The organism is Pinisolibacter sp. DMC19, from assembly GCF_056313985.1.
Genome location: NZ_JBQUZF010000001.1, coordinates 77,325 through 99,385, shown reverse-complemented (window position 1 = coordinate 99,385; position 22,061 = coordinate 77,325). Strand labels below are relative to the sequence as shown.

Below are 22,061 nucleotides of genomic sequence, written 5' to 3'. Positions count from 1 at the left end.
TCATCCGCCCCTGCGGGGCACCTTCTCCCACGGAGGGGAGAAGGGGGGAACGTCCCTCGCCGAAGCCCTCGCCTCCCTCTCGCCGAAACGAAAACGGCGGCCCGAAGGCCGCCGTCGTCATGTCTCGTGCGAGCGAACCGCTCACGCCTTGAGGATCGAGAGCCCCGCGTAGCGCGCGGCGTCGCCGAGCTGTTCCTCGATGCGGAGCAGCTGGTTGTACTTGGCGAGCCGGTCCGAACGGGCGAGCGAGCCGGTCTTGATCTGTCCGCAGTTGGTCGCGACCGCCAGATCCGCAATGGTCGAATCCTCGGTCTCGCCCGAGCGATGCGACATCACCGCGGTGTAGCCGGCCTTGTGCGCCATCTCGACCGCCTCGAGCGTCTCGGTCAGCGAGCCGATCTGGTTGACCTTGACCAGGATCGAGTTGGCCGTGCCCGACTTGATGCCTTCGGCGAGACGCTTGGAATTGGTCACGAACAGATCGTCGCCGACCAGCTGCACCTTGTCGCCGATCAGGTCGGTCAGATACTTCCAGCCCTCCCAGTCGTCCTCGGCCATGCCGTCTTCGATCGAGATGATCGGATAGGCGGCGGCGAGCTTGGCGAGATACTTGGCCTGGGCCTTGGAATCGCGGGTCTTCTTCTCGCCTTCGTAGACGTACTTGCCGTCCTTGAAGAACTCGGTCGAGGCGCAGTCGGCCGCGAGGTACACGTCCTTGCCCGGCGCGTAGCCGGCCTTCTCGATCGCCGCCATGACGAAGTCGAGCGCCGCCTCGGCCGACTTCAGGTTCGGCGCGAAGCCGCCCTCGTCACCGACGTTGGTGTTGTGACCGGCCTTCTTCAGCTCGCTCTTCAGCGTGTGGAAGATCTCGGCACCGGCGCGCAGGCCCTCGGCGAAGGTCGGCAGACCCGCCGGCATGATCATGAATTCCTGGAAGTCGATCGGGTTGTCGGCATGCACGCCGCCGTTGATGATGTTCATCATCGGCACCGGCAGCACGCGGGCGTTGGGGCCGCCGACGTAGCGATAGAGCGGCAGACCGGCGGCCTGGGCGGCGGCCTTGGCGACGGCGAGCGAGACACCGAGGATCGCATTGGCGCCGAGACGTGCCTTGTTCGGGGTGCCGTCGAGGGCGATCATCGTCGCATCGATCTGGATCTGGTCCTCGGCGTCGAAGCCGGAAACGGCGTCGAAGATTTCGGTGTTGACGGCTTCGACGGCCTTGAGCACGCCCTTGCCGAGATAGACCGACTTGTCGCCGTCGCGCAGTTCGACCGCCTCGTGGGCACCGGTCGAGGCGCCCGACGGAACGGCGGCGCGGCCGAAGGAGCCGTCTTCCAGAACGACGTCCACCTCGACGGTGGGATTGCCGCGGCTGTCGAGAATCTGGCGGCCGACGATGTCGACGATGGCGGTCATGTGCGTTGCCTCTCCTGATACGAGATGAACTCGGGTTCGGTCGCTGCTATAGCCGAGCGGAAGCCCCGTTTCCAGCCCGGCAAGAGCCGTATGCAACCGGAATCACGAGACGAAGGACGGAACCCGCCATGACCGAAATCGACGCGACCGGCCTGCAACTGGGCAAGGCCAGCGAATGGCCCACCTCGCCCGAGGCCGCCCGGCTCGACCGTGTGCCGAACCCGCAGGCCGACACGCGCTATCTCGCCCGCTTCACCGCGCCGGAATTCACCTCGCTCTGCCCGGTGACCGGCCAACCCGACTTCGCCCATCTCGTCATCGACTACGTGCCGGACGGCTGGCTGGTGGAATCGAAGTCGCTGAAGCTCTACCTCGCCTCGTTCCGCAACCACGGTGCCTTCCACGAGGACTGCACGGTGGCGATCGGGCGGAAGATCGCCGAGCTGATCGCACCGCATTGGCTGCGCATCGGTGGCTACTGGTATCCGCGCGGCGGCATCCCGATCGACGTCTTCTGGGCGACCGGCCCGCAGCCCGCCGATCTGTGGATCCCCGACCAGGGCGTCGCACCCTACCGCGGGCGCGGCTGAGGCGGCGATCGCCCCGAACGGTCGGCGGGAAGCGCCGGCCGTTCGGCTCGGATTTCGCCGCGCGCGTCTTTCCGCCTTGACCCCGCGGCCCTGCCGACTATGGTGCGCGCCCTTTCCCCCCGCAGACGTTTCCGTCCGTCGGCTCCGCCGACCGATCGCCGACGCGTCCGCCCGCCCCTCGAGGAGACCGCCCCATGGCTCGTGCCCGATCCGCCGCCGCATCGCGCCCCACGCTCGGCCTCGACTTCGGCACCACCAACTCGGTCGCGGCGCTCGCCGACCCCGTCCATCCCGGTCGAGTCGTGCCGGTGACCTTCCCGGACGCGGACGTCACCCATTCGGTCTTCCGCTCGGCGCTGGACTTCTGGACCGAGGGCAGCCGCGACACGCGCCGCACCCTGGTCGAGGCCGGCCCCTGGGCCATCGCCCATTTCGTCGAGAGCCCAGAAGGCTCGCGATTCCTGCAATCGTTCAAGACCTTCGCGGCGAGCGCGTCCTTCCGCTCGACCAGCGTTCACGGCCGCGCCTTCCGCTTCGAGGATCTGCTGTCGACCTTCCTCGGGCGCTTCGCCGACCATGCCGCCCCCGACGTGTCGCCCCTGCCGCGCCGTCTGGTCGTGGGCCGGCCGGTCACCTGGGCCGGCGCCGCGCCCGATCCGCTGCTCGCCCAGGCGCGCTACGACGACGCCTTCCGCGCGGCCGGCTTCGACGAGGTCCACTACGTCCACGAGCCCGTCGCCGCCGCCTTCTGGTTCGCGCGCGGGCTGAAGAAGGACGCCACCGTCCTCGTCGCCGACTTCGGCGGCGGCACGTCGGACTTCTCCATCGTCCGCTTCACCGTCGGCACCGACGGGGTCCATGCCCACCCGCTCGCACAAACGGGTGTCGGCGTCGCCGGCGACGGCTTCGACTACCGCATCATCGATCGCGTCGTCAGCCCCCGCCTCGGCAAGGGCAGCCGCTACAAGAGCTTCGGCAAGTGGCTCGACGTGCCGACCCACTATTTCGCCGACTTCGCCCGCTGGAACCGCCTCGCGATCATGAAGACCGGTGAGACCTTGCGCGAACTCGGTCGCCTCGCCGCCGCCGCCGAGGATCCGACCGGGCTCGAGCAGCTGATCGAAGTGATCGAGGAAGATCTCGGCTATCCGCTCTATCGCGCCGTCAACGACGTCAAGACCGCACTCTCGCGCGCCGACGAGGCGAAGCTCGTCTTCCGCCATCGCGACATCGCGATCGAGGAGACCGTGCGCCGCGCCGATTTCGAGAGCTGGATCGCCGGCGATCTCGAGAAGATCCGCGCGTCCTTCGAGGAGGCGATCACCCGCGCCGGGCTCGCCGATCACGAGATCGACCGCGTCTTCCTCACCGGCGGCACGTCGTTCGTGCCGGCCGTCAGGCGCCTCTTCGAAGACCGTTTCGGCGCCTCCCGGATAGAGACCGGCGACCAGCTCCTGTCGATCGCCTATGGTCTCGCCCTGATCGGCGCCGAGGAGGACATCGCGCGCTGGACCGTGCGCGAGACCCCGGCTGCGGCCTGAGGGGCAGCGCGGGCGTGTCCGGCGCCTCGACGGCGTCACACCAGCTGGACCAGCTCCACGCCCGGCAACGCCCGCAGGCTGCCGGCGACCTGCGGCGAGACGCGGTACTTGCCCGAGAGCTTCACCTCGATCTCGCGGGCGCCCTCGTCGAGCATCAGGACGAAGCTCACCTCGCCCTCGCCGCGCCCGATCGCTTCGAGCTGACGTGCGACCCCGTCGACCGGCTTGGCATCACGCAGGAAGAGCCGCAGATTCTGGCTCTCGCGCGCCGCCAGCGCATCGAGCGGTTCGACCTTCTCGATACGGACCGAGACGCCTTCGGCACGCTCCTCCGCGGCGGCATAGACCACGACCGACTGGCCGGTCTCGAGCAGATCGCGGTACTGCGCCAGACCTTCCGAGAAGATCACCGCCTCGTAGGAGCCGGTCGGATCGGACATGCGGACGATGCCCATCTTGTTGCCGGTCTTGGTCTTTCGCTCCTGACGACTGGTCACCGTGCCGGCGAGACGGCCGAAGTTGGCGCCGCGCTTCACCGAGGCCTGGAACTCCGCCCACATCTGCACGCGCATCTTCTCGAGCACGCCGCGATATTCGTCGAGCGGATGGGCGGAGAGGTAGAAGCCGATCGCCGAATGTTCCTTCTGCAGCCGCTCCGACGTCGTCCACGAGCCGGTCGCCGGCAGACGGATCGGCTCGACCGAGGCGGTGCCGCCGAAGAGCGCGCCCTGGCCCGCATTCATGTCCTCGCGCACCCGCGCGGCGGCTGCGACGATCGTGTCGAGTGCCTCGGCGACGCGACCGCGGTCCTTCTCAAGCTCGTCGAAGGCGCCGGCCGCCACCAGGCTCTCGAGCGTGCGTTTGTTGAGCTGCTTGGGGTCGATCCGGTGGGCGAAGTCGGAGAGATCGCGGAACGGCCTGTCGCCACGCGCCGCCACCAGATGTTCGACCGCCTGACCGCCGACGCCCTTCACGGCAGCAAGCGAATAGACGATGGCGCCGTCCTGGACGTCGAAATATTCGCGCGAGCGATTGATCGACGGGGGGATGACAGAAATCCCGAGCCGCATCGCCTCGCGGCGGAAATCCGCCAGCTTGTCGGTGTTGCCCATGTCGAGCGTCATGGTCGCGGCGAGGAACTCGACGGGATAGTTCGCCTTCATCCAGGCGGTGTGATAGGCGACCAGCGCGTAGGCGGCGGCGTGGCTCTTGTTGAAGCCGTAGTCGGCGAACTTGGCGAGCAGGTCGAAGATCGTATCGGCATGCTCCTTCGTCAGCCCCTGTTTCAGGGCGCCGTCGACGAAGCGGATGCGCTGGGTGTCCATCTCCGCCTTGATCTTCTTGCCCATGGCGCGGCGCAGAAGATCGGCTTCGCCGAGCGAATAGCCGGAGAGGATCTGCGCGATCTGCATCACCTGCTCCTGGTAGACGATGATGCCGAAGGTCTCCTTCAGCACCGGCTCCAGGAGCGGATGCATATAGTCGGGCTTTTCCTCGCCGCGCTTGCGCGCGCCGTAGACCGGGATGTTGGCCATCGGGCCCGGCCGGTAGAGCGCGACCAGCGCGATGATGTCCTCGAAGCGATCCGGCTCGATGTCGGCGATCGCCTTGCGCATGCCGGTCGATTCCAGCTGGAACACGCCGACCGTCTCGCCCTTGGCCAGGAGCGCGTAGGTCGGCGGATCGTCGAGCGGCAGGGCAGCGAGATCGACGTTCACCCCTTTGCGTTCGATCAGCTTCACGCCGGTCTGCAGCGTCGTCAGCGTCTTCAGGCCGAGGAAGTCGAACTTCACCAGGCCGGCGCTCTCCACCCATTTCATGTTGTACTGGGTGACCGGCATGTCGGAGCGCGGATCGCGGTAGAGCGGCACCAGCCGGTCGAGCGGCCGGTCGCCGATCACCACGCCGGCGGCGTGGGTCGAGGCGTGGCGATAGAGGCCCTCGAGCTTCAGCGAGATGTCGAGGAGCCGCTCGACGATCGGCTCTTCCGCCCGCGCCTCCTGAAGCTTGGGTTCGCCCTCGAGCGCCTGCTTCAGCGTCACCGGATTGGCCGGGTTCTGCGGCACCAGCTTGCAGAGCCGGTCGACCTGGCCATAGGGCATCTGCAGCACGCGGCCGACGTCGCGCAGCACGGCGCGCGCCTGGAGCGAACCAAAGGTGATGATCTGGGCGACCTGATCGCGGCCGTATTTCTCCTGGACGTAGCGAATGACCTCTTCGCGGCGGTCCTGGCAGAAGTCGATGTCGAAGTCGGGCATCGACACGCGTTCGGGATTGAGGAAGCGCTCGAAGAGCAGCGCGAAACGCAGCGGATCGAGGTCGGTGATCGTCAGACACCACGCCACCAGCGAGCCCGCGCCCGAACCGCGGCCCGGGCCGACCGGAATGCCGTGGGCCTTGGCCCACTTGATGAAGTCCGACACGATCAGGAAGTAGCCGGGAAACTTCATCTTCTCGATGATGCCGAGCTCGAACTCGAGCCGGTCGCGGTAGTCCTGCTCGGTGAGGCCCGGTGCGATGCCGTGGGCGGCGATGCGGCGGTCGAGACCGGCCGTCGCCTGTGCACGCAGCTCGCGCGCCTCCGCCGCCTCGGCGTCGGCACCCGAACCGGTGAAGCGCGGCAGCAGCGGCTTTCGTTTCACCGTGCGATAGGCGCAGCGCCGGGCGATCTCGATGGTCGAGGCGAGCGCCTCGGGCAAGTCGGCGAAGAGCTTCACCATCTCGGCGCGCGACTTGAAATAGTGCTCGGGCGTCAGCCGGCGGCGGTCTTCCTCGGCGATGACGCGCCCCTCGGCGATGGCGATCAGCGCGTCATGGGCCTCGAAGTCGTCGCGGACGGCGAAGAAGGGCTCATTGGTGGCGACCAGCGGCAGGCCGAGGTCGTAGGCGATGTCGATCAGCGCCGGCTCGGCGATCTTCTCCTCCTCGAGGCCGTGGCGCTGGATCTCGACATAGAGCCGATCGCCGAAGATCGCAGCGAGCGTCTCGACCCGCTTGCGGGCGAGATCGGTGCGGCCGCCGACGATCGCCCGATCGATCGGGCCGGTCGGCCCGCCGGTCAGCACGATCAGGCCCTCGTGGAACTCGGCGAGATCGTCGGGCTCGACATGCGGCGGCTCGGCGCCTTCGGTGCCGGTATAGGAGCGCGAGACGAGGCGGACGAGGTTCTCCCAGCCGTGCTCGTCGCGGGCGATGAAGACGAGGCTCGGCAGACGCTCGTGCATCACCGGGCGGCGGCCGGGCTCCGCGGTCTGGTCGACGAAATCGACGGCGATCTGGCAGGCGGCGATCGGCTGGATGCCCTTGTCGGTCGCCTTCTCGGAGAATTCCAGCGCGCCGAAGAGATTGCCGGTGTCGCAGAGCCCCATCGCCGGCTGATGATCGGCCTTGGCGAGGTCGAGCAGCCGGCCGAGCGGCATGGCGCCCTCGAGCAGCGAATAGGCCGAATGGCAGCGCAGATGCACGAAGCCGACGCCGGCCTTCGCGCTCTCGGTCGCCGTTCCCTCGGCCATGACACCCTCCTCGCGACGACTCGCGTTCATCCGAAGCGTTCAAACTAGCGCCGGGCGAAAGCGGATCAAACCACGGACCGCTCGCGAGGCGGCGCGACGGAGGGGTCATCCCCGTTATCCCGCGACGCGTCCGCCGGGCGACCGGACGCGCCATCGGACCTCGACAGATCGATCGGGCAACCGGCCGGGCGTGCTCGGCATGGGCGCACCCTGCCGTCGCGCGCCTCACCGGCCGAGCACCCACCTCGAGCGACCCCGCTGCGGATCGACCTCGTCCGCGAGGCCCTGCCCTCCTCGCGACCTCGCCTCTCCCGCGACACCGCGGCCAGATGCGATCTTCGAACCCGCCGCACCCTTTCGTGCCACAAGGGTTCGTGATATGTTCTCAGTAAAATGCAGCTTTTCCGATCGCTTCGCCCCACATGGCGATCATGGCGACGAAGGACACGACGGCGCCCAGCGAAAAGGCATCCCGAGCGAGACCACGAACAGCGTTTCCCATGTCCATCTCCTCCGCTTTCATCCACCGGATATCCACAACTATGTTCGTGTTTTGTTCCGTCGTCAAGAACTGATTTTCGAGAAGGGATGGCCGAGGGAATCGCGCCGGGCGCTCGGCGCGCGGCCACGGACTCGACAGCAGACCCAGGGCTCGGCTGCGGGAACCGGGATCGGCAACGGCACCGGATCCCGCAGCGGGGGCCGGGCGCAGCAACTTGGCCTCGGGTCGGGGACGGGCTCGCCAGCGGGACCCTGCACTCGCAGCGAGGCTCGAGGATGTGGTGGATCTCGGCCGGGTCGGACTTCGTGAACGGGTTCCCGGCAGAACGCGGCGGCGGAGGCGACGGTCGGGCGGGACGCTCTCGGGCAGATCGTGGTCGTCACCGAGCGGATCGGGAGACGTCGTCGATGTCGACACGACCGAGCGAGATGCTCCGGAGCGGCGTATGATAGGTTTCGAATGGACAAGGCGACGGCGTCGCGGCAGCGCGAACGGGTGCGTGGCCCGAACGAACGCCGTCCCGGGTGACCACACGACGGCGCTGCCTGCTCAGCAGACGGCGGCAACCTTCGCTCGGGGAACACGACCGCAGGAGGCGGACATGACGCGCAAGCTGTTCAACTGGGCGGTCACCGAGCGCGCGTTCCTTCGGCAGGAGATCGCGTGGTTCAGAGCCGGGGCGACTCTGCGGTCGCCGAGCGGCGAGGACATCACCACGAAGAAGATCGACGAACTCACCATCCGTCTCGAACAGGCGAACATCGTCATCGAGGATCAGGAAACCGGCGAGACGTCGTGAGCGCGTCACCGTTCGGCGGATCACCCGATCGCGAACCGCCTCCCACCATCACCTCACCCGCCCCGCAACATCACGACGCCGGCGACCACCACCGTCACTGCGGCGACGTGGACCAGGCCGACGCGTTCGCGGAAGAGGACGCGGCCGAGGATCAGGGCGAAGACGATCGACGTCTCGCGCAGCGCCGCCACCAGCGCCACCGGGGCCTGCGTCATCGCCCAGACGGCGACGCCGTAGGAGACCATCGACGCGATGCCGCCGAGGAGGCCGATCGCCGCCCTGCCCTTCAGGGCCGCGACGATCTGCGCCGGGCGGGTGGCGAGGCTCCAGCCGACCAGCGGCAGGGCGGCGAGTGCCGCGCCCCACAGCGCATAGGCGATCGGCGAGCCGGAGAGGCGAACGCCCTGGCCATCGGTGATGGTGTAGCCGGCGATGAAGAGTGCGTTGAGCAGCGCCAGCGCGATGCCCCCGAGACTGCCGCGGCCACGACCGGCGAAGACGAGGCCGCCGATGCCGGCGCCGACCATCACCACGCCGATCCAGCCGGCGGTCGAAGGAACCTCGCCGAAGACGCCGACGCCGGCGATCGCCACGATCACCGGGGCGGCGCCGCGCATCAGCGGATAGGCGACGGTCAGGTCGACGAGGCGGTAGGCCCCCGCCATCAGCGCGAAATAGATCACCTGCAACACCGCCGAGGCCGCGAGCCAGGGCCAGGCGGCGGGTGCGGGCGGCGGCAGGAAGGGCGCGACGACGAGGCCGAGCAGGCCGGAGCCGGCGGCGACCAGAACGGTGGTCGTCGCCTTGTCGGCCGCGCTCTTGACGAGGGCGTTCCAGCCGGCATGGACGGCGGCTGCGGCGAGCACGGCGAGGAAGACGAAGAGACTCATGGCTCTTCGTCACCTCGTTCGCCGGCAAAGACAAGGGGTCAGGCGGCGTCTTCCGCTTCGGCCAGATCGTCGTCGTCGAACTCGAGGTGCGGGCGCACCATCGAGGCGGCGAGGTCGACGAAGAGAGCGGCCGGCAGGGCGGGGGCGAAGACGTACCCCTGCGCCGAGGTCACGCCCTTGGCGCGCAGGCGCTCGAGCTGCTCCTGGGTCTCGACGCCCTCGGCGACGACGCCCATGTCGAGCGAGTTGGCGAGTTCGACCAGCACGTCGACGATCGTCGAGGCGCCGAGGTCGGCGCCCATCGCATCGACGAACATCTTGTCGATCTTCACGATGTCGATGCCGAGCTGTTGGATGTAGGCGAGACCGCCGTGGCCGGTGCCGGTGTCGTCGAGGGCGACGCGGCAGCCGAGCGTGTGCATCTCGGCGATGATGCGGCGGGCCTGCGGCACGTCGCGCAGCGGATAGCGTTCGGTCACCTCGAAGACCAGCTGATCGTAGGCGATCGGCCCGCCGCCGAAGATCGCCTCGATGTCCTCGATGATCTGGTGATCGTCGAAATGGCCGGCGAAGAGGTTGATCGACAGCTTGAGCTCGGGGTTGGCGGCATAGAAGGTGCCCAGCGCGGTGAGCGACTTGCGCATCAGCTGGCGCGTCATCTCGAAGACGTGGCCGGAGCTCTCGACATAGGGCATGAAGGCGCCGGGCGAGACGGTGGTGCCGTCCGGCCGGATCCAGCGCGCCAGCATCTCGCAGCCCTCGATGCGGCCGGTGTCGATGTTCATCACCGGCTGGAAATAGGGCTCGAACTCGGCGCGGCCGAGCGCCACGGCGATCTCGTCGTCGACTTCCGACGTCGGCTTGCGGAAGAGCCAGAGCGAGAAGCCGATCAGGACCACGGTCGAGGCGATCGAACCGATCGCCAGCGTCGCCTCGAGCGGACGGACGAGTTCCGCCACGCCCGCGTGAGAGACCTCGACGCGGACGGTGAGCGGGAAATAGTCGGAGCGCGCCTCCGCCACCATCGCCTCGCCCTGGTCGGTGCGGCCGCCCCAGGCGGCCCAGACGCCACCGCCGAGCTCCACCGTCACCGAGCGGGAGCCGCGGAGATAGGCGGCGCCGCCGTCGAGGTCGAGCATCGAGGGGGCGATCTCGGCGACGAGATGGACACCGACCGACGTGCGCCAGGCGACGACGACCGTCCCCTTGGCGGCATCCGGCACGACCTCGGGGTCGAGCACGGCGAGCGTCACGGCGCGGGCGGGATCGGGGCGGAACAGCGCGGCGCCGCGGCGGCGGGCCGGCGGCGGGTCGAAACACATCGGCAGGCCGGTGGCGTCGACGATGCCGATACGGCGGATGTACTGCGAACGCGCCGCCTTCTCGCCGAGCAGCGCGAGATCTTCCGGTCGGCAGGTCGACAGGCCGGCGCGATCGGCCTCGCGCAGCACCGAGATCGCCTCGGCGACGACGACTTCGGCGCGCTCGAGCTGGCGGGCGGCGACGGCGGAGATCTCGTCGCGACCGAAGCGTTCGGCATGGGTCGTCAGCACCCAGTGACCGAGCACGAAGGGCGCGACGCCGATGATCACGGCAATGCCGATCGCCGAGAGAAGAAGAAGGCCGCGACTGGTCACCGTTCGATCCGATCCCCGTTCGCCGGCGAGTTTGGACGCACGTGGTAAACAGGGACTGAACGCAGCCGACGGAACGGCCGGAAGGCGCCGAATTCCGGGCGTTTGCGACGCTCGGCTCGATTGCTTTCGCACGCGATGCGGTCCACCCTCGGCCGAATCGCAATTCCGCCACACGGCACGGGCACTCGATCGCGCGCGCCGCATTTCGTCTTTCGTTCTTTCGCTCTCTTTCAACGAGGCCTGGCCATGTCCACTCCCCGTCGTTCCCTCCGCTTCTTCGTGGCCTCGCTGGTGATCGGCGTCTCGCTGCCCCTCGCCGCGCCGGCGCTCGCCCAGAGCACGCGCGACAAGATCATCGAGATGACGACGCAGTCGCTGAAGGCGAGCGGCGCCAAGGATGTCGTCTTCGGCAAGATCGAGGGCGACGACGCCCGCTTCGTCGTTTCCGACACCCGCGTCGCCTCCGAGGTCGAAGGCAAGAAGACGACGATGAACGTCGCCAAGACCACCTGGACCGGCGCGGTTCCGTCCGCCGACGGCGGCTACGACGCCGCCGAGATCACCGCCGAGGGCGTGCGCATCGAGGGCGACGACGCCCGGATCGCGGCCGAGAAGCTGGTGCTGACCAACTATCACGGCGTCGCGCCGGCCAAGGTCGTGCCGGGCAAGATCACCGGCGAGCGGGTCGAGAAGGCCGTCGCCACCAACCTCGTCGTCGATACCGAGGACGGCAAGAAGGTGCCGATCGCCTCGGTCACCTTCGCCGCCTCCGACTATGTCGGCGACACGCCGCGCAAGGCCGCCTTCGACCTCAAGGGCATCGAGGTGACGCTCGACCCGAAGGATCCCGACCTCGCGCCCGCTCGTGCGCTCGGCTACGAGAAGCTGTCGATCGACGCGGGCTTCGAGGGGACCTGGGACGACAAGACCGGCCGTCTCGACATCGCCCGCATCACGGTGGGCGCGGCGCAGGCCGGCGAGCTCCGTCTCTCCGGCGTGATCGGCGGCCTGACGCCGGCGACCGTCGACGCGCTGAAGAAGGCCGACGGCGACAATGCCAAGGAGATGGAGATCCTCCAGGGCCTGACCGTCGAAAAGCTGACGCTGCGCTGGAACGACGGTTCGCTCGCCACCCGCATGCTCGACATGCAGGCCAAGGAGCAGGGCACCGATTCCAAGACCTACGCCAAGCAGCTGAAGCTCCTGATCCCGGCCATTCTGTCGATGATGGGCAACAAGGACTTCGAGAAGAAGGTGGCATCTGCCGCCGGCACCTTCCTCGACGCGCCGAAGTCGTTCACCATCGCCGCGAAGCCGGCGACGCCGGTCTCCTTCGGCCAGATCATGGGCACCGCCATGGCGGCGCCGCAGGCGCTGCCGAACGTGCTGGCCGCCGAAGTCACCGCCAACGATTGAGCGGACGACGACGGATCGTCACGGGGGGCGGCGAGGAGCCGCCCCTTTTCGCGGTTTTCCGCCGTTTCGACGGCCGGGTCGCGGGGCGGACGGCGCGGTGGTGTTTACGCCGGGCGCCAAATCGACTAGGTTCCGCCACCGACGCAACGACAGGGTCCGACGCAGTTCCGACAGGAAGGCGTACGGCCGTTTGCCAGAGCGAGAGCCCCGAGAGCGCATGAGCCCACAGCCTGCCACTTCGGACAAGGGAATCCGCTCGATCTTCGCGACCGCGCTCGACATCCCGCCGCCCGAGGCGCAGGGGATCTTGGCACGTCTGCGCGAGGCGATCGGGCATGTCCATGTCGGCCACGCGCTGGCCGGCGGGACGCTGGGCGCCGGCGCGGCCATCGCCGGTTTCGTGCTGCTGGCGCTGTCGGCGCCGCGCTCCGTCTCCGCCGACACGACCGCCTTCCGCGACGAGATCCCGATCGCCACGATCGCCAAGGGCGACCGCATGCCGATCTTCGGCCGACGCTTCGCCGCCTCCGCGACCGCCTCGGCGACGGAGATCGACCTCGGCGTGCCGCCGTCGCAGGGCTTCACCGGCTCGGCGATGGCCTATGCCGCGCTGCCGCTCTCCGGCGCGTCGCGCAACGCCCAGGACGCCATCGCCGCCAACGTCGGTGCCGGCACGCAATACGCCTCGCTCGGCCAACAGACGCTGATGGTACCCGGCGCCGCCGCGGCGGCCGCCGACGTCAACGAAGGCGAGGACGACGAGGGCGACGATCAGGTCGTCGCCATTCCGCGCGCCCGGCCGCCGCACATGGAAGAAGCCGCGCCGCCGATGCCGCGGGCGCGGCCGCACTACGCGTCCGTCGCGCCGCTGTCGATCACCGGCAACGCGCCCGAGCAGCAGGCCGAGGAAGACGAGACCCCGCCCGGGATCGCCGAGCGGATGGAGCCGCAGCAGCCCGAGCCCAAGGCCGCCCTCGGCTTCTTCTCGAGCCCGACCGACCCGGTCAAGGCGCCGCCGCGGCTCAAGGTCGATACGCCCTTCGGCATTCCCTACGTGCTGCAGACGGCCTCGGTCGAGACCGCCTGTCTCAAGCCCGACATGATCGAGCTGCTGCACAAGATCGAGTCGAAATATGGCCAGAAGGTCGTGATCACCTCCGCCGCGCGCGATCGCGGCCGGCGCGGCTCGATGCATCGCCAGTGCGCCGCCGCCGACATCATCGTGCCGGGCGTCTCGGCCGAGAGGCTCGCGGCCTATGCCCGCACCATTCCCGGTATCGGCGGCGTCGGCACCTACTGCCACTCCGAGCTCGTCCACGTCGACACCGGCACGCCGCGCGACTGGAAATACGGCTGCGGCTCGTTCTTCGCGATGCGCGGCGCGCCGGGCAAGTGGGGCAAGGTTCCGGCCGCGCTCGCCGCCTCCCAACCGGCCGGCGACGCCAAGATCGACATGAGCCAGATGGCGGACTGATCGACGCGGTTCGTCCTCGCCTCATCGCCTCCGACGCCGACCGCGGACGACCGTCTTCGGCTTCGCGCCGGACACCGAGACAGCCCGCATCCACAGACCGAGGAGCGCGAACGCCGCGCCGACCCCGGTCACCATCTTCGCCGCCGAACTCGGACCGGCGACCAGCCAGGCGTCGTCCGGATCGGCCGGATTGACCGCGACGCTCGCCCGCGACCCGACCGGATGGGCTGAGCCGAGATCGCGCGACACTTGCGAATTCTGTAGTCCGAGGTCGCCCCGCTCGACGCCGTGGGCGATGTGCTCGACGCCGTCGATCGTGTAGCGGAAGCTCACGGCATAGGCGGCGAACTCGCTGCGTGGGCCGCCGGAGACGACGCCGATCGACGGCGTGCCGCTCGACGTCGAGCTCGTCCGAACGGTGACGTCGGAGGAGACGATCTCCGCCTCGACCCGCGGCCACTTCGTCGTCTCGAAGCCGCGCCACAGGCCGCGTCCGCCGATCGCGGCGAGCACCGCGCCGAGGCCGACGAGGAAGATCCAGAGGTTCGTTCGCGTCGGCGGGCGATCGTCGTTCGCCGCCTCGCCGACGATGCGATTGCCGTTCTCCTCACCCGTCATGGCCCCCTCCTCGCCCGATCGCGCAATGATGAGGCCGGCCGTTCCGTCGCGCGAGACGTCTTTTGCCGCAGTCACGAAAAAGGGGCCCGAGGGCCCCTTTCGCATGTCGGTTCGGCGTCCCGCCTCAGTTGGGCAGGTTCAGCTTGATGTGCAGCTCGCGCAGCTGCTTCGGGGTCGCCTCGGCGGGGGCGCCCATCAGCAGGTCTTCGGCGCGCTGGTTCATCGGGAACAGCGTGATCTCGCGCAGGTTGGTCGCCCCCACCAGCAGCATGACGATGCGGTCGACGCCGAAGGCCATGCCGCCGTGCGGCGGGGCGCCGTACTGGAAGGCGCGGTACATGCCGCCGAACTTCTCTTCCACCACGTCCTTGGACATGCCGGCGATCTCGAAGGCCTTGACCATGGTCTCGGGCGAATGGTTGCGGATCGAGCCCGAGGCGATCTCGTAGCCGTTGCAGACCATGTCGTACTGGAACGCCTTGATGGTCAGCGGATCCTGCGACTGCAGCGCCTCCATGCCGCCCTGCGGCATCGAGAAGGGATTGTGGCAGAAGGCGACCGCCTTCTCTTCCTCGTCCCACTCGTAGAAGGGGAAGTCGACGATCCAGGCGAGCGCGTAGGAGGCTTCGTCGACGAGGTTCAGATCCTTGCCGACACGGGACCGCGCATCGCCGGCGAACTTGACGAACTTCTCCGGGCGACCCGCCACGAAGAAGCAGGCATCGCCGACGCCGAGCCCGAGCTGGGCGCGGATGGCTTCGGTGCGCTCCGGACCGATGTTCTTGGCGAGCGGGCCGGCGCCGCCCTCTTCGCCCTCGCGCCAGAAGATGTAGCCGAGGCCGGGCTGGCCTTCCGACTGCGCCCAGCCGTTCATGCGGTCGCAGAAGGCGCGGGAGCCGCCGGTCTTGGCCGGGATCGCCCAGATCTCGACCTTGGGGTCGGCCGCGATCATGCCGGCGAAGACCTTGAAGCCGGAGCCGGCGAAATGCTCGGTGACGGCCTGCATCTCGATCGGGTTGCGCAGGTCGGGCTTGTCGGTGCCGTACTTGCGCATCGACACGTCGTAGGGGATGCGCGGCACGTCGCGGCGGACGGTCTTGCCGTCGGCGAACTTCGCGAACGTGTCGAGGATCACCGGCTCCATCGTGGCGAAGAGGTCGTCCTGGGTGACGAAGCTCATCTCGAGGTCGAGCTGGTAGAACTCGCCCGGCAGACGGTCGGCGCGCGGGTCTTCGTCGCGGAAGCAGGGGGCGATCTGGAAATAGCGATCGAAACCCGCGACCATCAGCAGCTGCTTGTACTGCTGCGGCGCCTGCGGCAGGGCGAAGAACTTGCCGGGATGGATGCGGCTCGGCACGAGGAAGTCGCGCGCGCCTTCCGGCGACGAGGCCGTCAGGATCGGCGTCGAGAACTCGTTGAAGCCGATGTCGTTCATCTTGTTGCGCAGGGTCGAGATGACCCGGGTGCGCGTCATGATGTTCTTATGCAGCGTCTCGCGGCGCAGATCGAGGAAGCGGTACTTGAGGCGGATGTCCTCGGGGTACTCCGGCTCGCCGAAGACCGGCAGCGGCAGTTCCTTGGCGACCGAGAGCACCTCGATCTCGCGGGCGAAGACCTCGATCTCGCCGGTCGGCAGGTTCGGGTTGATCGTCTCGGCCGTGCGCTTCTTCACCTCGCCGTCGAGGCGGATCACCCACTCGCCGCGCACCGACTCGGCCACCTTGAAGGCCGGGCTGTCGGGATCGCAGACGACCTGGGTCATGCCGTAGTGGTCGCGCAGGTCGATGAAGAGGAGGCCGCCGTGATCGCGCACGCGATGGACCCAACCGGAGAGCCGGGCGGTCTTGCCGGCGTCGGCCGCGGTGAGCTGGGCGCAGGTGTGGGAGCGGTAGCGATGCATGGCGCGATCTCGTGATCTACGGGGTCCGGGGACGTCGGCCGGGCGGCTCGCGAGGCCCCTCGCCTCATCCGGCGAATCCTTGCGGGCGATCGAACCCGACCGGGTCCGAAAGTGGCCGCACAAGCGCACGCGACGCCCGCCTTGTCAAGATTTCCCGACGGATCCGAGGGCTTTCGCCGCGACGTCGGACGAGGGGGCGCCGGGGTCAGCACGCGGTTCGCCGGGCGACAATCTCGCGCCTGCCGGCGCGTCCCCTTCGTCCGCTCCTGCGGGGCCCCTTCTCCCGCGGTGGGGAGAATGGTGCGTGCGCGGTGAAGCCTCTGCCCAGCGACACCCCGCTTGCCGCGTCGGCCCTCCCGGCGCGGTCATCCCCGCCGGTCCGTCCCCGGCGCCCTCTCGACGGTCCCTCCCCACGGTCCTCTCCCCACAGACCTCCTCCCCCGGGGCCCCTCCGCCGCCACGCCCCCGCCCCTTTGCCTCCGCATTCCTACTCTTGCGAATGGTTATCGCTTGCACATATGATGTGTCGATCGATCCGCTCGACCGGGTCGGCGGGCGGGTTCGAGTTGCGGCACGGGCCTTGCGAAGATGGAAGCGGACGGCCCGGCTCGAGGGACGCGCGTCGCAAAGGCGACACGGACGGCGGGGCGACCGGAGCGAAGTCCGACGCGGCGGGAGGCCCGAGTGATCGTCTGTTCCTGCAATGCGCTTTCCGACCGGGCGATCCGGGGCGTGGTCGACGAGACCGGCGGCTGCGGTCGCATGTCGGAGGTCTTCGGCTGTCTCGGCTGCCGGCCGCAGTGCGGCCGCTGCGCCCCCACCGTCAAACAGATCATCCGCGAGGCGACGAACCGCGATTGCGACGCCTGCCCGGCGGTGATCGACGACTTTCCCGCCTCCACTCCCGGCACCGAATGGCCGATCGCCGCGGAGTGAACGGAGACGCGACGAGCCCGCCCCCGATTCTCCGGGAACGGGCTCGCGGTTTCATTCTCGGACGGCAGGAACGCCGCTTCGGCGCGGCTCAGGAGCCGCTTTCGGTTCTCTTTTCGGCGCGGCTCAGGAGCCGCTTTCGGTTCTCTTTTCGGCGCGGCTCAGCAGCCGCTCTCGCCGATCTTGGTCTGGGTGTAGAGCTCGAGGCCGATGCGCTCGATCAGCGACAGTTCGGTCTCGAGGAAGTCGATGTGGCCTTCCTCGTCGGTCATCACCTTCACGAACATGTCGCGGGTGACGAAGTCCTTGACGCTCTCGCAATAGGCCGCGGCCTCCTGGTAGAGCGCGCGGGCGCCGAGTTCGGCGGCGAGGTCGGCCTCCAGCACTTCCTTCACGGTCTCGCCGATCCTGAGCGGATCGAGCGTCTGCATGTTGGGGAAGCCCTCGAGGAAGAGGATGCGCGCCGTGAAGCCGTCGGCGTGCTCCATCTCCTCGATCGATTCCTTGCGCCAGATCTTCGCCATGGCCCTGAGGCCCCAATTGTCGAGGATCCGGTAGTGCAGCCAGTACTGGTTGATCGCCGTCAGCTCGCTGCGCAGACCGCGATTGAGAAAGTCGATGACCTTGGCATCACCCTTCATGGTGCTCTCCATGGGAAAGCGCTGGCTGGGTTCGGCCGCCGAGCGCGGCTCCACCGCTGGCGATGCGCGGTTGGAATTGTTCCAGATCAAGTTACCGCGAAAGCCCGTCGAGGGGAACGGGCGTGGTCCGTCGCCCGTCCGCGGAGCGGGGTGCGGCGACGGCGCGGAGGCGATCGACGCGCATGCAGGCGACAAGCCGGAAAAACCGCGCTATAGAGCGCGTCCATGCACCTGATCACGACCACCGAAGACCTCGCCGCCGCCTGTGCCCGTCTCGCCGCTCACGATTTCGTGGCCGTCGACACCGAGTTCCTGCGCGAAACCACGTTCTGGCCCAAGCTCTGCGTCGCGCAGCTCGCCGGGCCCGACACCGCCGTCATCGTCGATGCGCTGGCTCCGGGGCTCGACATGAAGCCCTTCCTCGACCTGATGCGCGACGAAAACGTCGTGAAGGTCTTCCATTCGGGCCGGCAGGACATCGAGATCGTCTTCAATCTCGGCGGCTTCGTCCCCCATCCGGTGTTCGACACCCAGGTCGCGGCGATGGTCTGCGGCTTCGGTGATTCGATCTCCTACGACCAGCTGGTGCAGCGCATCAGTGGCCACCACATCGACAAGTCGTCGCGCTTCACCGACTGGACCCGCCGGCCGCTGACGCAGAAGCAGTACGACTACGCGCTGTCGGACGTGACACACCTGCGCGACGTCTATCATTTCCTGAAGAAGCGGCTCGAGGAGCAGGACCGCGCCCATTGGGTGACGGAGGAGATGGAGGTTCTGACCTCCACCGACACCTACGACCTGAAGCCGGAAAACGCCTGGGAACGCCTCAAGCTCCGTATCAGGAAACCGATCGAACTCGCTGTTCTGAAAGAACTCGCGGCGTGGCGCGAGCGTGAGGCCCGCAATCGCGACGTGCCCCGTTCGCGCATCCTCAAGGACGATGCGCTCTACGAGATCGCCGCCGATCAGCCCAAGGACGCGGCGGCGCTGTCGAACCTGCGTTCGCTCTCCAAGGGCTTCGAACGCTCGCGCGCCGGCGAGGAGATCCTCGCCTGTGTCGCCCGCGCCCAGGCCATCCCGCGCGACCAGCTGCCGCCGGTGCCCAAGGGCAAGCCGATGCCCGACGGGGCGAGCGCGGCGGTCGACCTGATGAAGGTGCTCCTGAAGCTCGTCTGCGAGCAGAACGGCGTCGCCTCCAAGGTGGTGGCGACCGTCGACGAGCTCGATGCGATCGCGGCCGACGACGAGGCCGACGTCGGCGCGCTCAAGGGCTGGCGGCGCGAGCTCTTCGGCGAGCGGGCGCTCGAGCTGAAGCACGGCCGCCTCGCCCTCTCCTTCGACGGGCGCAAGGTGATCGCCATCGAATGCGAATCGATGCTGCGGAAGCCGGCACCGAAGAAGGCGTGATGCCCACTCGGCGCGCCAGAGGCGCGCGGCTCGCTACCCGATCAGGCGCTCACGGCGCGCGGCTCGCCCCGCGCGCCGCCTTCTTGCGACCGGCCCCGCTGCGCGCCGCCGGTGCGGTCGCGGCTTCCGCGTTCCACGTCCGCCGTGCCCGCCACAGCGAGGTGCTGTCGGCGTAGCCGAGCGCATGGGCGAGGCGCGAGCGGTTGCGCTCGTCGGTGCGCTCGAAGGACGCCGCCTTGGTGATGCGATAGCGCCGGAGCAACTCGCGCAGGGACACGCCCTCCTCCGCCAGTCGCCGCTGCAGGGTGCGCGGCGCAGTGCCCAGTTCGCGGGCGAGGCTCGCGGTGGTGACGTCCTTGAAGCCGAGATGGATGCCGAGCAGCGCCCAGACGCGTTCGGACCAGCTCACCGGCTTGCCGAGTTCGCCGGAGAGATCGGCGATGTGGCGTTGCAGCATCTCGACCAGCGCCGGGTCTTCCTGATGGTGGACGCGGTCGGCCTCGACCGTGTCGAAGATCAGGCGGTTGGCCGACTGGCCGAAGCGCAACGGCGCCTGGAAGATGCGCCGGAGCGGCCCGATGTCGGCGGGCGCCGGGTGTTCGAAATGCACTTCGACCGGGTTCCAGCCGGAGGCGAAGCACTGGCGCACCAGATGGCAGGTCGCGGCGAGCGTGTATTCGCTGTCCTGCCGGCGCGGCCACAGGGCCGGGTCGCTGATGCCGTAGCTCCACACCAGCATGTCGCCCTTCTCGGTCACCTCCGAGCTCGTCGCCCCCTGGAACGCGCTGACGAAGCGCGACAGGCGCTCGAAGGCGCGGCGGATGGTCGGCGCCATGGCGAAGAGCATGCCCATCGGCCCGATGTCGGCCGGCTTCAACCCGATGCCGAGGCGGGCGCCGAGGCTCGGATCGCCGACGAGTTCGGCGGCGTGTTCGAAGGTGGCGAGATAGCCGCCGATCGGAACGGTCGAGTAGGGATCGGCGAGTTCGCCGCGAAAAATGCCCTGCCCGGCCATCAACAGATCCGCTTTTCCGGTCCGTTGATCGAGTTCTTTGACGATCGGCATCAGTGCAGAGGCCCGAATTGATGCGATCATCGGCATTCGTCTGGTCAAATACCGTGCATTTGCCGTCTCGATCATCGTCTTCACCCCGTTTGGCGCGAATTATCGATTCACTGGCGTACCTTGCAATATCGAGACCAGTGGCGCGCCCCTAATTTACTGTGCAGGATCATGCACATGAGGGGCACCATGACCGTGGACGCTACACTTTCCGATGTCGGACCGCGCCTCGCGCGCAATTCGGTGGGCCTCGCCCACATCGTGTTCTTCGTCGTCGCCGCGGCCGCGCCGCTGACGGCGGTGGTGGGTGCGTCGCCGGCGGCCTTCGCCTTCGGCAACGGCGCCGGCGTTCCCGGCGCCTTCGTGCTGGCGGGGCTGCTCTACGTGATCTTCTCCGTCGGCTTCACGGCCATGGGGCGTCACGTCGAGGCGGCCGGCGCCTTCTACACCTACATCTCGCAGGGCATCGGCCGACCGGCCGGCGTCGCGGGCGCGCTGATCGCGCTCGTCACCTATTCCGCCGTGCAGGTCGCGGTCTACGCGCTGTTCGGCGTCTTCGTCGCCGGTTCGCTGGCGCCGCACGGGCTCGATCTGCCGTGGTGGGTGTGGTCCTTCACGGCGCTGCTCGTCGTCCACTTCGCCGGACGGCGCAACATCGCCTTCTCCGGCGCCATTCTCGGCGTCTGCATGATCGCCGAGATCGCCGTGCTGCTGCTGCTCGACGTCGGCATCCTGGTGAAGGGCGGCGGACCGGAGGGGATCGGCCTGACCTCCTTCGCGCCCTCCGTGGTGTTCGGACCGGGGCTCGGTTCGGCGCTGGTCTTCGTCATCGGCTCGTTCATCGGCTTCGAGGCGACCGCGATCTTCGGCGAGGAGGCCGAGGACCCGGAGACCACCATCCCGCGGGCGACCTATGTCGCGGTCTTCCTGATCACCGCCTTCTACGCCTTCTCGACCTGGGCCATCGTCCAGTACTACGGCCCGTCCAAGGTGCAGGAGGTCGCCAACGCCGGTCTCGACACGTTCTTCTTCGTCGCCGCCGACGCGGTGCTCGGCCCCTGGGCGAGCAAGCTGATGAACTTCCTGCTGATCGCCAGCCTGTTCGCCTGCCTGCTGTCCTTCCACAACACGCTCAACCGCTACTTCTTCGCCCTTGGCCGTGAAGGTCTGGCGATGCGGGCGCTGGGCCAGGTCCACGAGAAGCACCTGTCGCCCCATGTCGCCGGCCTCGTCCAGTCCGCCAGCGCGGCGCTGATCGTCGGCCTCTTCGTGGTGGGCGGCGCCGATCCCTACACCGTGGTGTTCTCGTGGATGTCGGCGCTCGCGGTGATCGGCATCCTGTCGATCCAGGCGCTGGTGAGCATCGCCATCATCGTCTACTTCCGCCGCCAGCCCGACGGGCACGGCCTGTGGACGACGCTGGTCGCCCCCCTCGCCGCCTTCGTCGGCCTCGTCGGCGGCCTCGCCCTGGTGATCGCCAACCTGTCGCTGCTCTCCGGCTCCGAGAGCCCGATCGTCGCCGCCTTCCCCTATGGCATCGCGGCGGTGGGTCTCGCCGGCGTCGCCTTCGCCTACCGCATCCGCGCCAAGCGCCCGGATCTCTACGCCGGCCTCGGCCGCATGCTCGAGTGACGAGCCGGGCGCGCCGCGGCACCGCCCCGGCGCGCCCCACCCCGATCATCCCGCCTTCCCGCTTCCCCGAAGACCATCCCACCG

17 protein-coding genes are annotated in these 22,061 nt (G+C 68.6%); 8 read left to right on the top strand and 9 right to left on the bottom strand.

Annotation, left to right across the window (positions count from 1 at the left end):
- Positions 1–141: 141 nt before the first annotated feature.
- Positions 142–1,419: a phosphopyruvate hydratase gene (gene eno / locus ACT53U_RS00460; protein WP_476137003.1), complete on the bottom strand. Its 1,278-nt coding sequence runs from the start codon at positions 1,417–1,419 to the stop codon at positions 142–144.
- 128 nt (positions 1,420–1,547) lie between these two features.
- On the opposite strand from eno, the gene queF reads away from it, so the two are divergent.
- Entirely contained in the window at positions 1,548–2,009 is a 462-nt protein-coding gene (queF, locus tag ACT53U_RS00455) for a preQ(1) synthase (RefSeq protein WP_476151842.1), read from the top strand.
- A gap of 194 nt (positions 2,010–2,203) precedes the next feature.
- Entirely contained in the window at positions 2,204–3,550 is a 1,347-nt protein-coding gene (locus ACT53U_RS00450) for an Hsp70 family protein (protein WP_476151840.1), read from the top strand.
- A 35-nt stretch (positions 3,551–3,585) separates the two neighbouring features.
- Here the strand turns inward: ACT53U_RS00450 and dnaE are convergent, their stop codons facing one another.
- Together dnaE and ACT53U_RS00440 are read right to left on the bottom strand one after the other, a co-directional pair.
- Positions 3,586–7,062: a DNA polymerase III subunit alpha gene (gene dnaE / locus ACT53U_RS00445; RefSeq protein ID WP_476151838.1), complete on the bottom strand. Its 3,477-nt coding sequence runs from the start codon at positions 7,060–7,062 to the stop codon at positions 3,586–3,588.
- A gap of 385 nt (positions 7,063–7,447) precedes the next feature.
- Positions 7,448–7,585: a hypothetical protein gene (locus ACT53U_RS00440; protein ID WP_476151837.1), complete on the bottom strand. Its 138-nt coding sequence runs from the start codon at positions 7,583–7,585 to the stop codon at positions 7,448–7,450.
- 478 nt (positions 7,586–8,063) lie between these two features.
- Here ACT53U_RS00440 and ACT53U_RS00435 point away from each other — a divergent pair, with 478 nt between their 5' ends.
- Positions 8,064–8,363 carry a hypothetical protein gene (locus tag ACT53U_RS00435; protein ID WP_476151835.1) on the top strand — a complete coding sequence of 100 codons (300 nt, stop codon included), beginning with the start codon at positions 8,064–8,066 and terminating at the stop codon, positions 8,361–8,363.
- 53 nt (positions 8,364–8,416) lie between these two features.
- Here ACT53U_RS00435 and ACT53U_RS00430 read toward each other — a convergent pair whose 3' ends face one another.
- Together ACT53U_RS00430 and ACT53U_RS00425 are read right to left on the bottom strand one after the other, a co-directional pair.
- Positions 8,417–9,253 (bottom strand): EamA family transporter, encoded by an 837-nt coding sequence (locus tag ACT53U_RS00430; protein ID WP_476151834.1) that lies wholly within the window; start codon positions 9,251–9,253, stop codon positions 8,417–8,419.
- A gap of 38 nt (positions 9,254–9,291) precedes the next feature.
- Positions 9,292–10,890 carry an EAL domain-containing protein gene (locus ACT53U_RS00425; protein ID WP_476151832.1) on the bottom strand — a complete coding sequence of 533 codons (1,599 nt, stop codon included), beginning with the start codon at positions 10,888–10,890 and terminating at the stop codon, positions 9,292–9,294.
- Between the two features lie 246 nt (positions 10,891–11,136).
- Here ACT53U_RS00425 and ACT53U_RS00420 point away from each other — a divergent pair, with 246 nt between their 5' ends.
- Both ACT53U_RS00420 and ACT53U_RS00415 read left to right on the top strand, forming a co-directional pair.
- The gene (locus tag ACT53U_RS00420) at positions 11,137–12,306 is read left to right on the top strand and encodes a hypothetical protein (RefSeq protein ID WP_476151831.1); all 1,170 of its coding nucleotides are present in this window, start codon (positions 11,137–11,139) and stop codon (positions 12,304–12,306) included.
- Between the two features lie 217 nt (positions 12,307–12,523).
- The gene (locus tag ACT53U_RS00415) at positions 12,524–13,780 is read left to right on the top strand and encodes a YcbK family protein (RefSeq protein ID WP_476151829.1); all 1,257 of its coding nucleotides are present in this window, start codon (positions 12,524–12,526) and stop codon (positions 13,778–13,780) included.
- Between the two features lie 21 nt (positions 13,781–13,801).
- On the opposite strand, the gene ACT53U_RS00410 is transcribed toward ACT53U_RS00415, so the two are convergent.
- The gene (locus ACT53U_RS00410) at positions 13,802–14,398 is read right to left on the bottom strand and encodes a DUF3592 domain-containing protein (RefSeq protein WP_476151827.1); all 597 of its coding nucleotides are present in this window, start codon (positions 14,396–14,398) and stop codon (positions 13,802–13,804) included.
- Between the two features lie 124 nt (positions 14,399–14,522).
- Complete coding sequence (aspS, locus tag ACT53U_RS00405) at positions 14,523–16,298, bottom strand: aspartate--tRNA ligase (protein WP_476151825.1); 1,776 nt, start codon at positions 16,296–16,298, stop codon at positions 14,523–14,525.
- Positions 16,299–16,982: 684 nt separating this feature from the next.
- On the opposite strand from aspS, the gene ACT53U_RS00400 reads away from it, so the two are divergent.
- Positions 16,983–17,234 (top strand): (2Fe-2S)-binding protein, encoded by a 252-nt coding sequence (locus ACT53U_RS00400; RefSeq protein WP_476151823.1) that lies wholly within the window; start codon positions 16,983–16,985, stop codon positions 17,232–17,234.
- A gap of 158 nt (positions 17,235–17,392) precedes the next feature.
- Here ACT53U_RS00400 and bfr read toward each other — a convergent pair whose 3' ends face one another.
- On the bottom strand, positions 17,393–17,872 hold the full coding sequence (gene bfr, locus ACT53U_RS00395; RefSeq protein WP_476151821.1) for a bacterioferritin: 480 nt from the start codon (positions 17,870–17,872) through the stop codon (positions 17,393–17,395).
- A gap of 225 nt (positions 17,873–18,097) precedes the next feature.
- Between bfr and rnd the strand changes: the two genes are divergently transcribed.
- Positions 18,098–19,282: a ribonuclease D gene (gene rnd / locus ACT53U_RS00390; protein ID WP_476151819.1), complete on the top strand. Its 1,185-nt coding sequence runs from the start codon at positions 18,098–18,100 to the stop codon at positions 19,280–19,282.
- A 49-nt stretch (positions 19,283–19,331) separates the two neighbouring features.
- On the opposite strand, the gene ACT53U_RS00385 is transcribed toward rnd, so the two are convergent.
- Complete coding sequence (locus ACT53U_RS00385; RefSeq protein ID WP_476151817.1) at positions 19,332–20,423, bottom strand: AraC family transcriptional regulator; 1,092 nt, start codon at positions 20,421–20,423, stop codon at positions 19,332–19,334.
- 111 nt (positions 20,424–20,534) lie between these two features.
- Between ACT53U_RS00385 and ACT53U_RS00380 the strand changes: the two genes are divergently transcribed.
- Positions 20,535–21,977 carry an APC family permease gene (locus ACT53U_RS00380; RefSeq protein ID WP_476151816.1) on the top strand — a complete coding sequence of 481 codons (1,443 nt, stop codon included), beginning with the start codon at positions 20,535–20,537 and terminating at the stop codon, positions 21,975–21,977.
- Positions 21,978–22,061: the final 84 nt, after the last annotated feature.

Excerpts from the sequence above, each read along its gene's own strand:
- eno (WP_476137003.1), bottom strand. The coding sequence starts at position 1,419 with ATGACCGCCATCGTCGACATCGTCGGCCGCCAGATTCTCGACAGCCGC.
- queF (WP_476151842.1), top strand. The coding sequence starts at position 1,548 with ATGACCGAAATCGACGCGACCGGCCTGCAACTGGGCAAGGCCAGCGAA.
- ACT53U_RS00450 (WP_476151840.1), top strand. The coding sequence starts at position 2,204 with ATGGCTCGTGCCCGATCCGCCGCCGCATCGCGCCCCACGCTCGGCCTC.
- dnaE (WP_476151838.1), bottom strand. The coding sequence starts at position 7,062 with ATGGCCGAGGGAACGGCGACCGAGAGCGCGAAGGCCGGCGTCGGCTTC.
- ACT53U_RS00440 (WP_476151837.1), bottom strand. The coding sequence starts at position 7,585 with ATGAAAGCGGAGGAGATGGACATGGGAAACGCTGTTCGTGGTCTCGCT.
- ACT53U_RS00430 (WP_476151834.1), bottom strand. The coding sequence starts at position 9,253 with ATGAGTCTCTTCGTCTTCCTCGCCGTGCTCGCCGCAGCCGCCGTCCAT.
- ACT53U_RS00420 (WP_476151831.1), top strand. The coding sequence starts at position 11,137 with ATGTCCACTCCCCGTCGTTCCCTCCGCTTCTTCGTGGCCTCGCTGGTG.
- ACT53U_RS00415 (WP_476151829.1), top strand. The coding sequence starts at position 12,524 with ATGAGCCCACAGCCTGCCACTTCGGACAAGGGAATCCGCTCGATCTTC.
- ACT53U_RS00410 (WP_476151827.1), bottom strand. The coding sequence starts at position 14,398 with ATGACGGGTGAGGAGAACGGCAATCGCATCGTCGGCGAGGCGGCGAAC.
- aspS (WP_476151825.1), bottom strand. The coding sequence starts at position 16,298 with ATGCATCGCTACCGCTCCCACACCTGCGCCCAGCTCACCGCGGCCGAC.
- bfr (WP_476151821.1), bottom strand. The coding sequence starts at position 17,872 with ATGAAGGGTGATGCCAAGGTCATCGACTTTCTCAATCGCGGTCTGCGC.
- rnd (WP_476151819.1), top strand. The coding sequence starts at position 18,098 with ATGCACCTGATCACGACCACCGAAGACCTCGCCGCCGCCTGTGCCCGT.
- ACT53U_RS00385 (WP_476151817.1), bottom strand. The coding sequence starts at position 20,423 with ATGATCGAGACGGCAAATGCACGGTATTTGACCAGACGAATGCCGATG.
- ACT53U_RS00380 (WP_476151816.1), top strand. The coding sequence starts at position 20,535 with ATGACCGTGGACGCTACACTTTCCGATGTCGGACCGCGCCTCGCGCGC.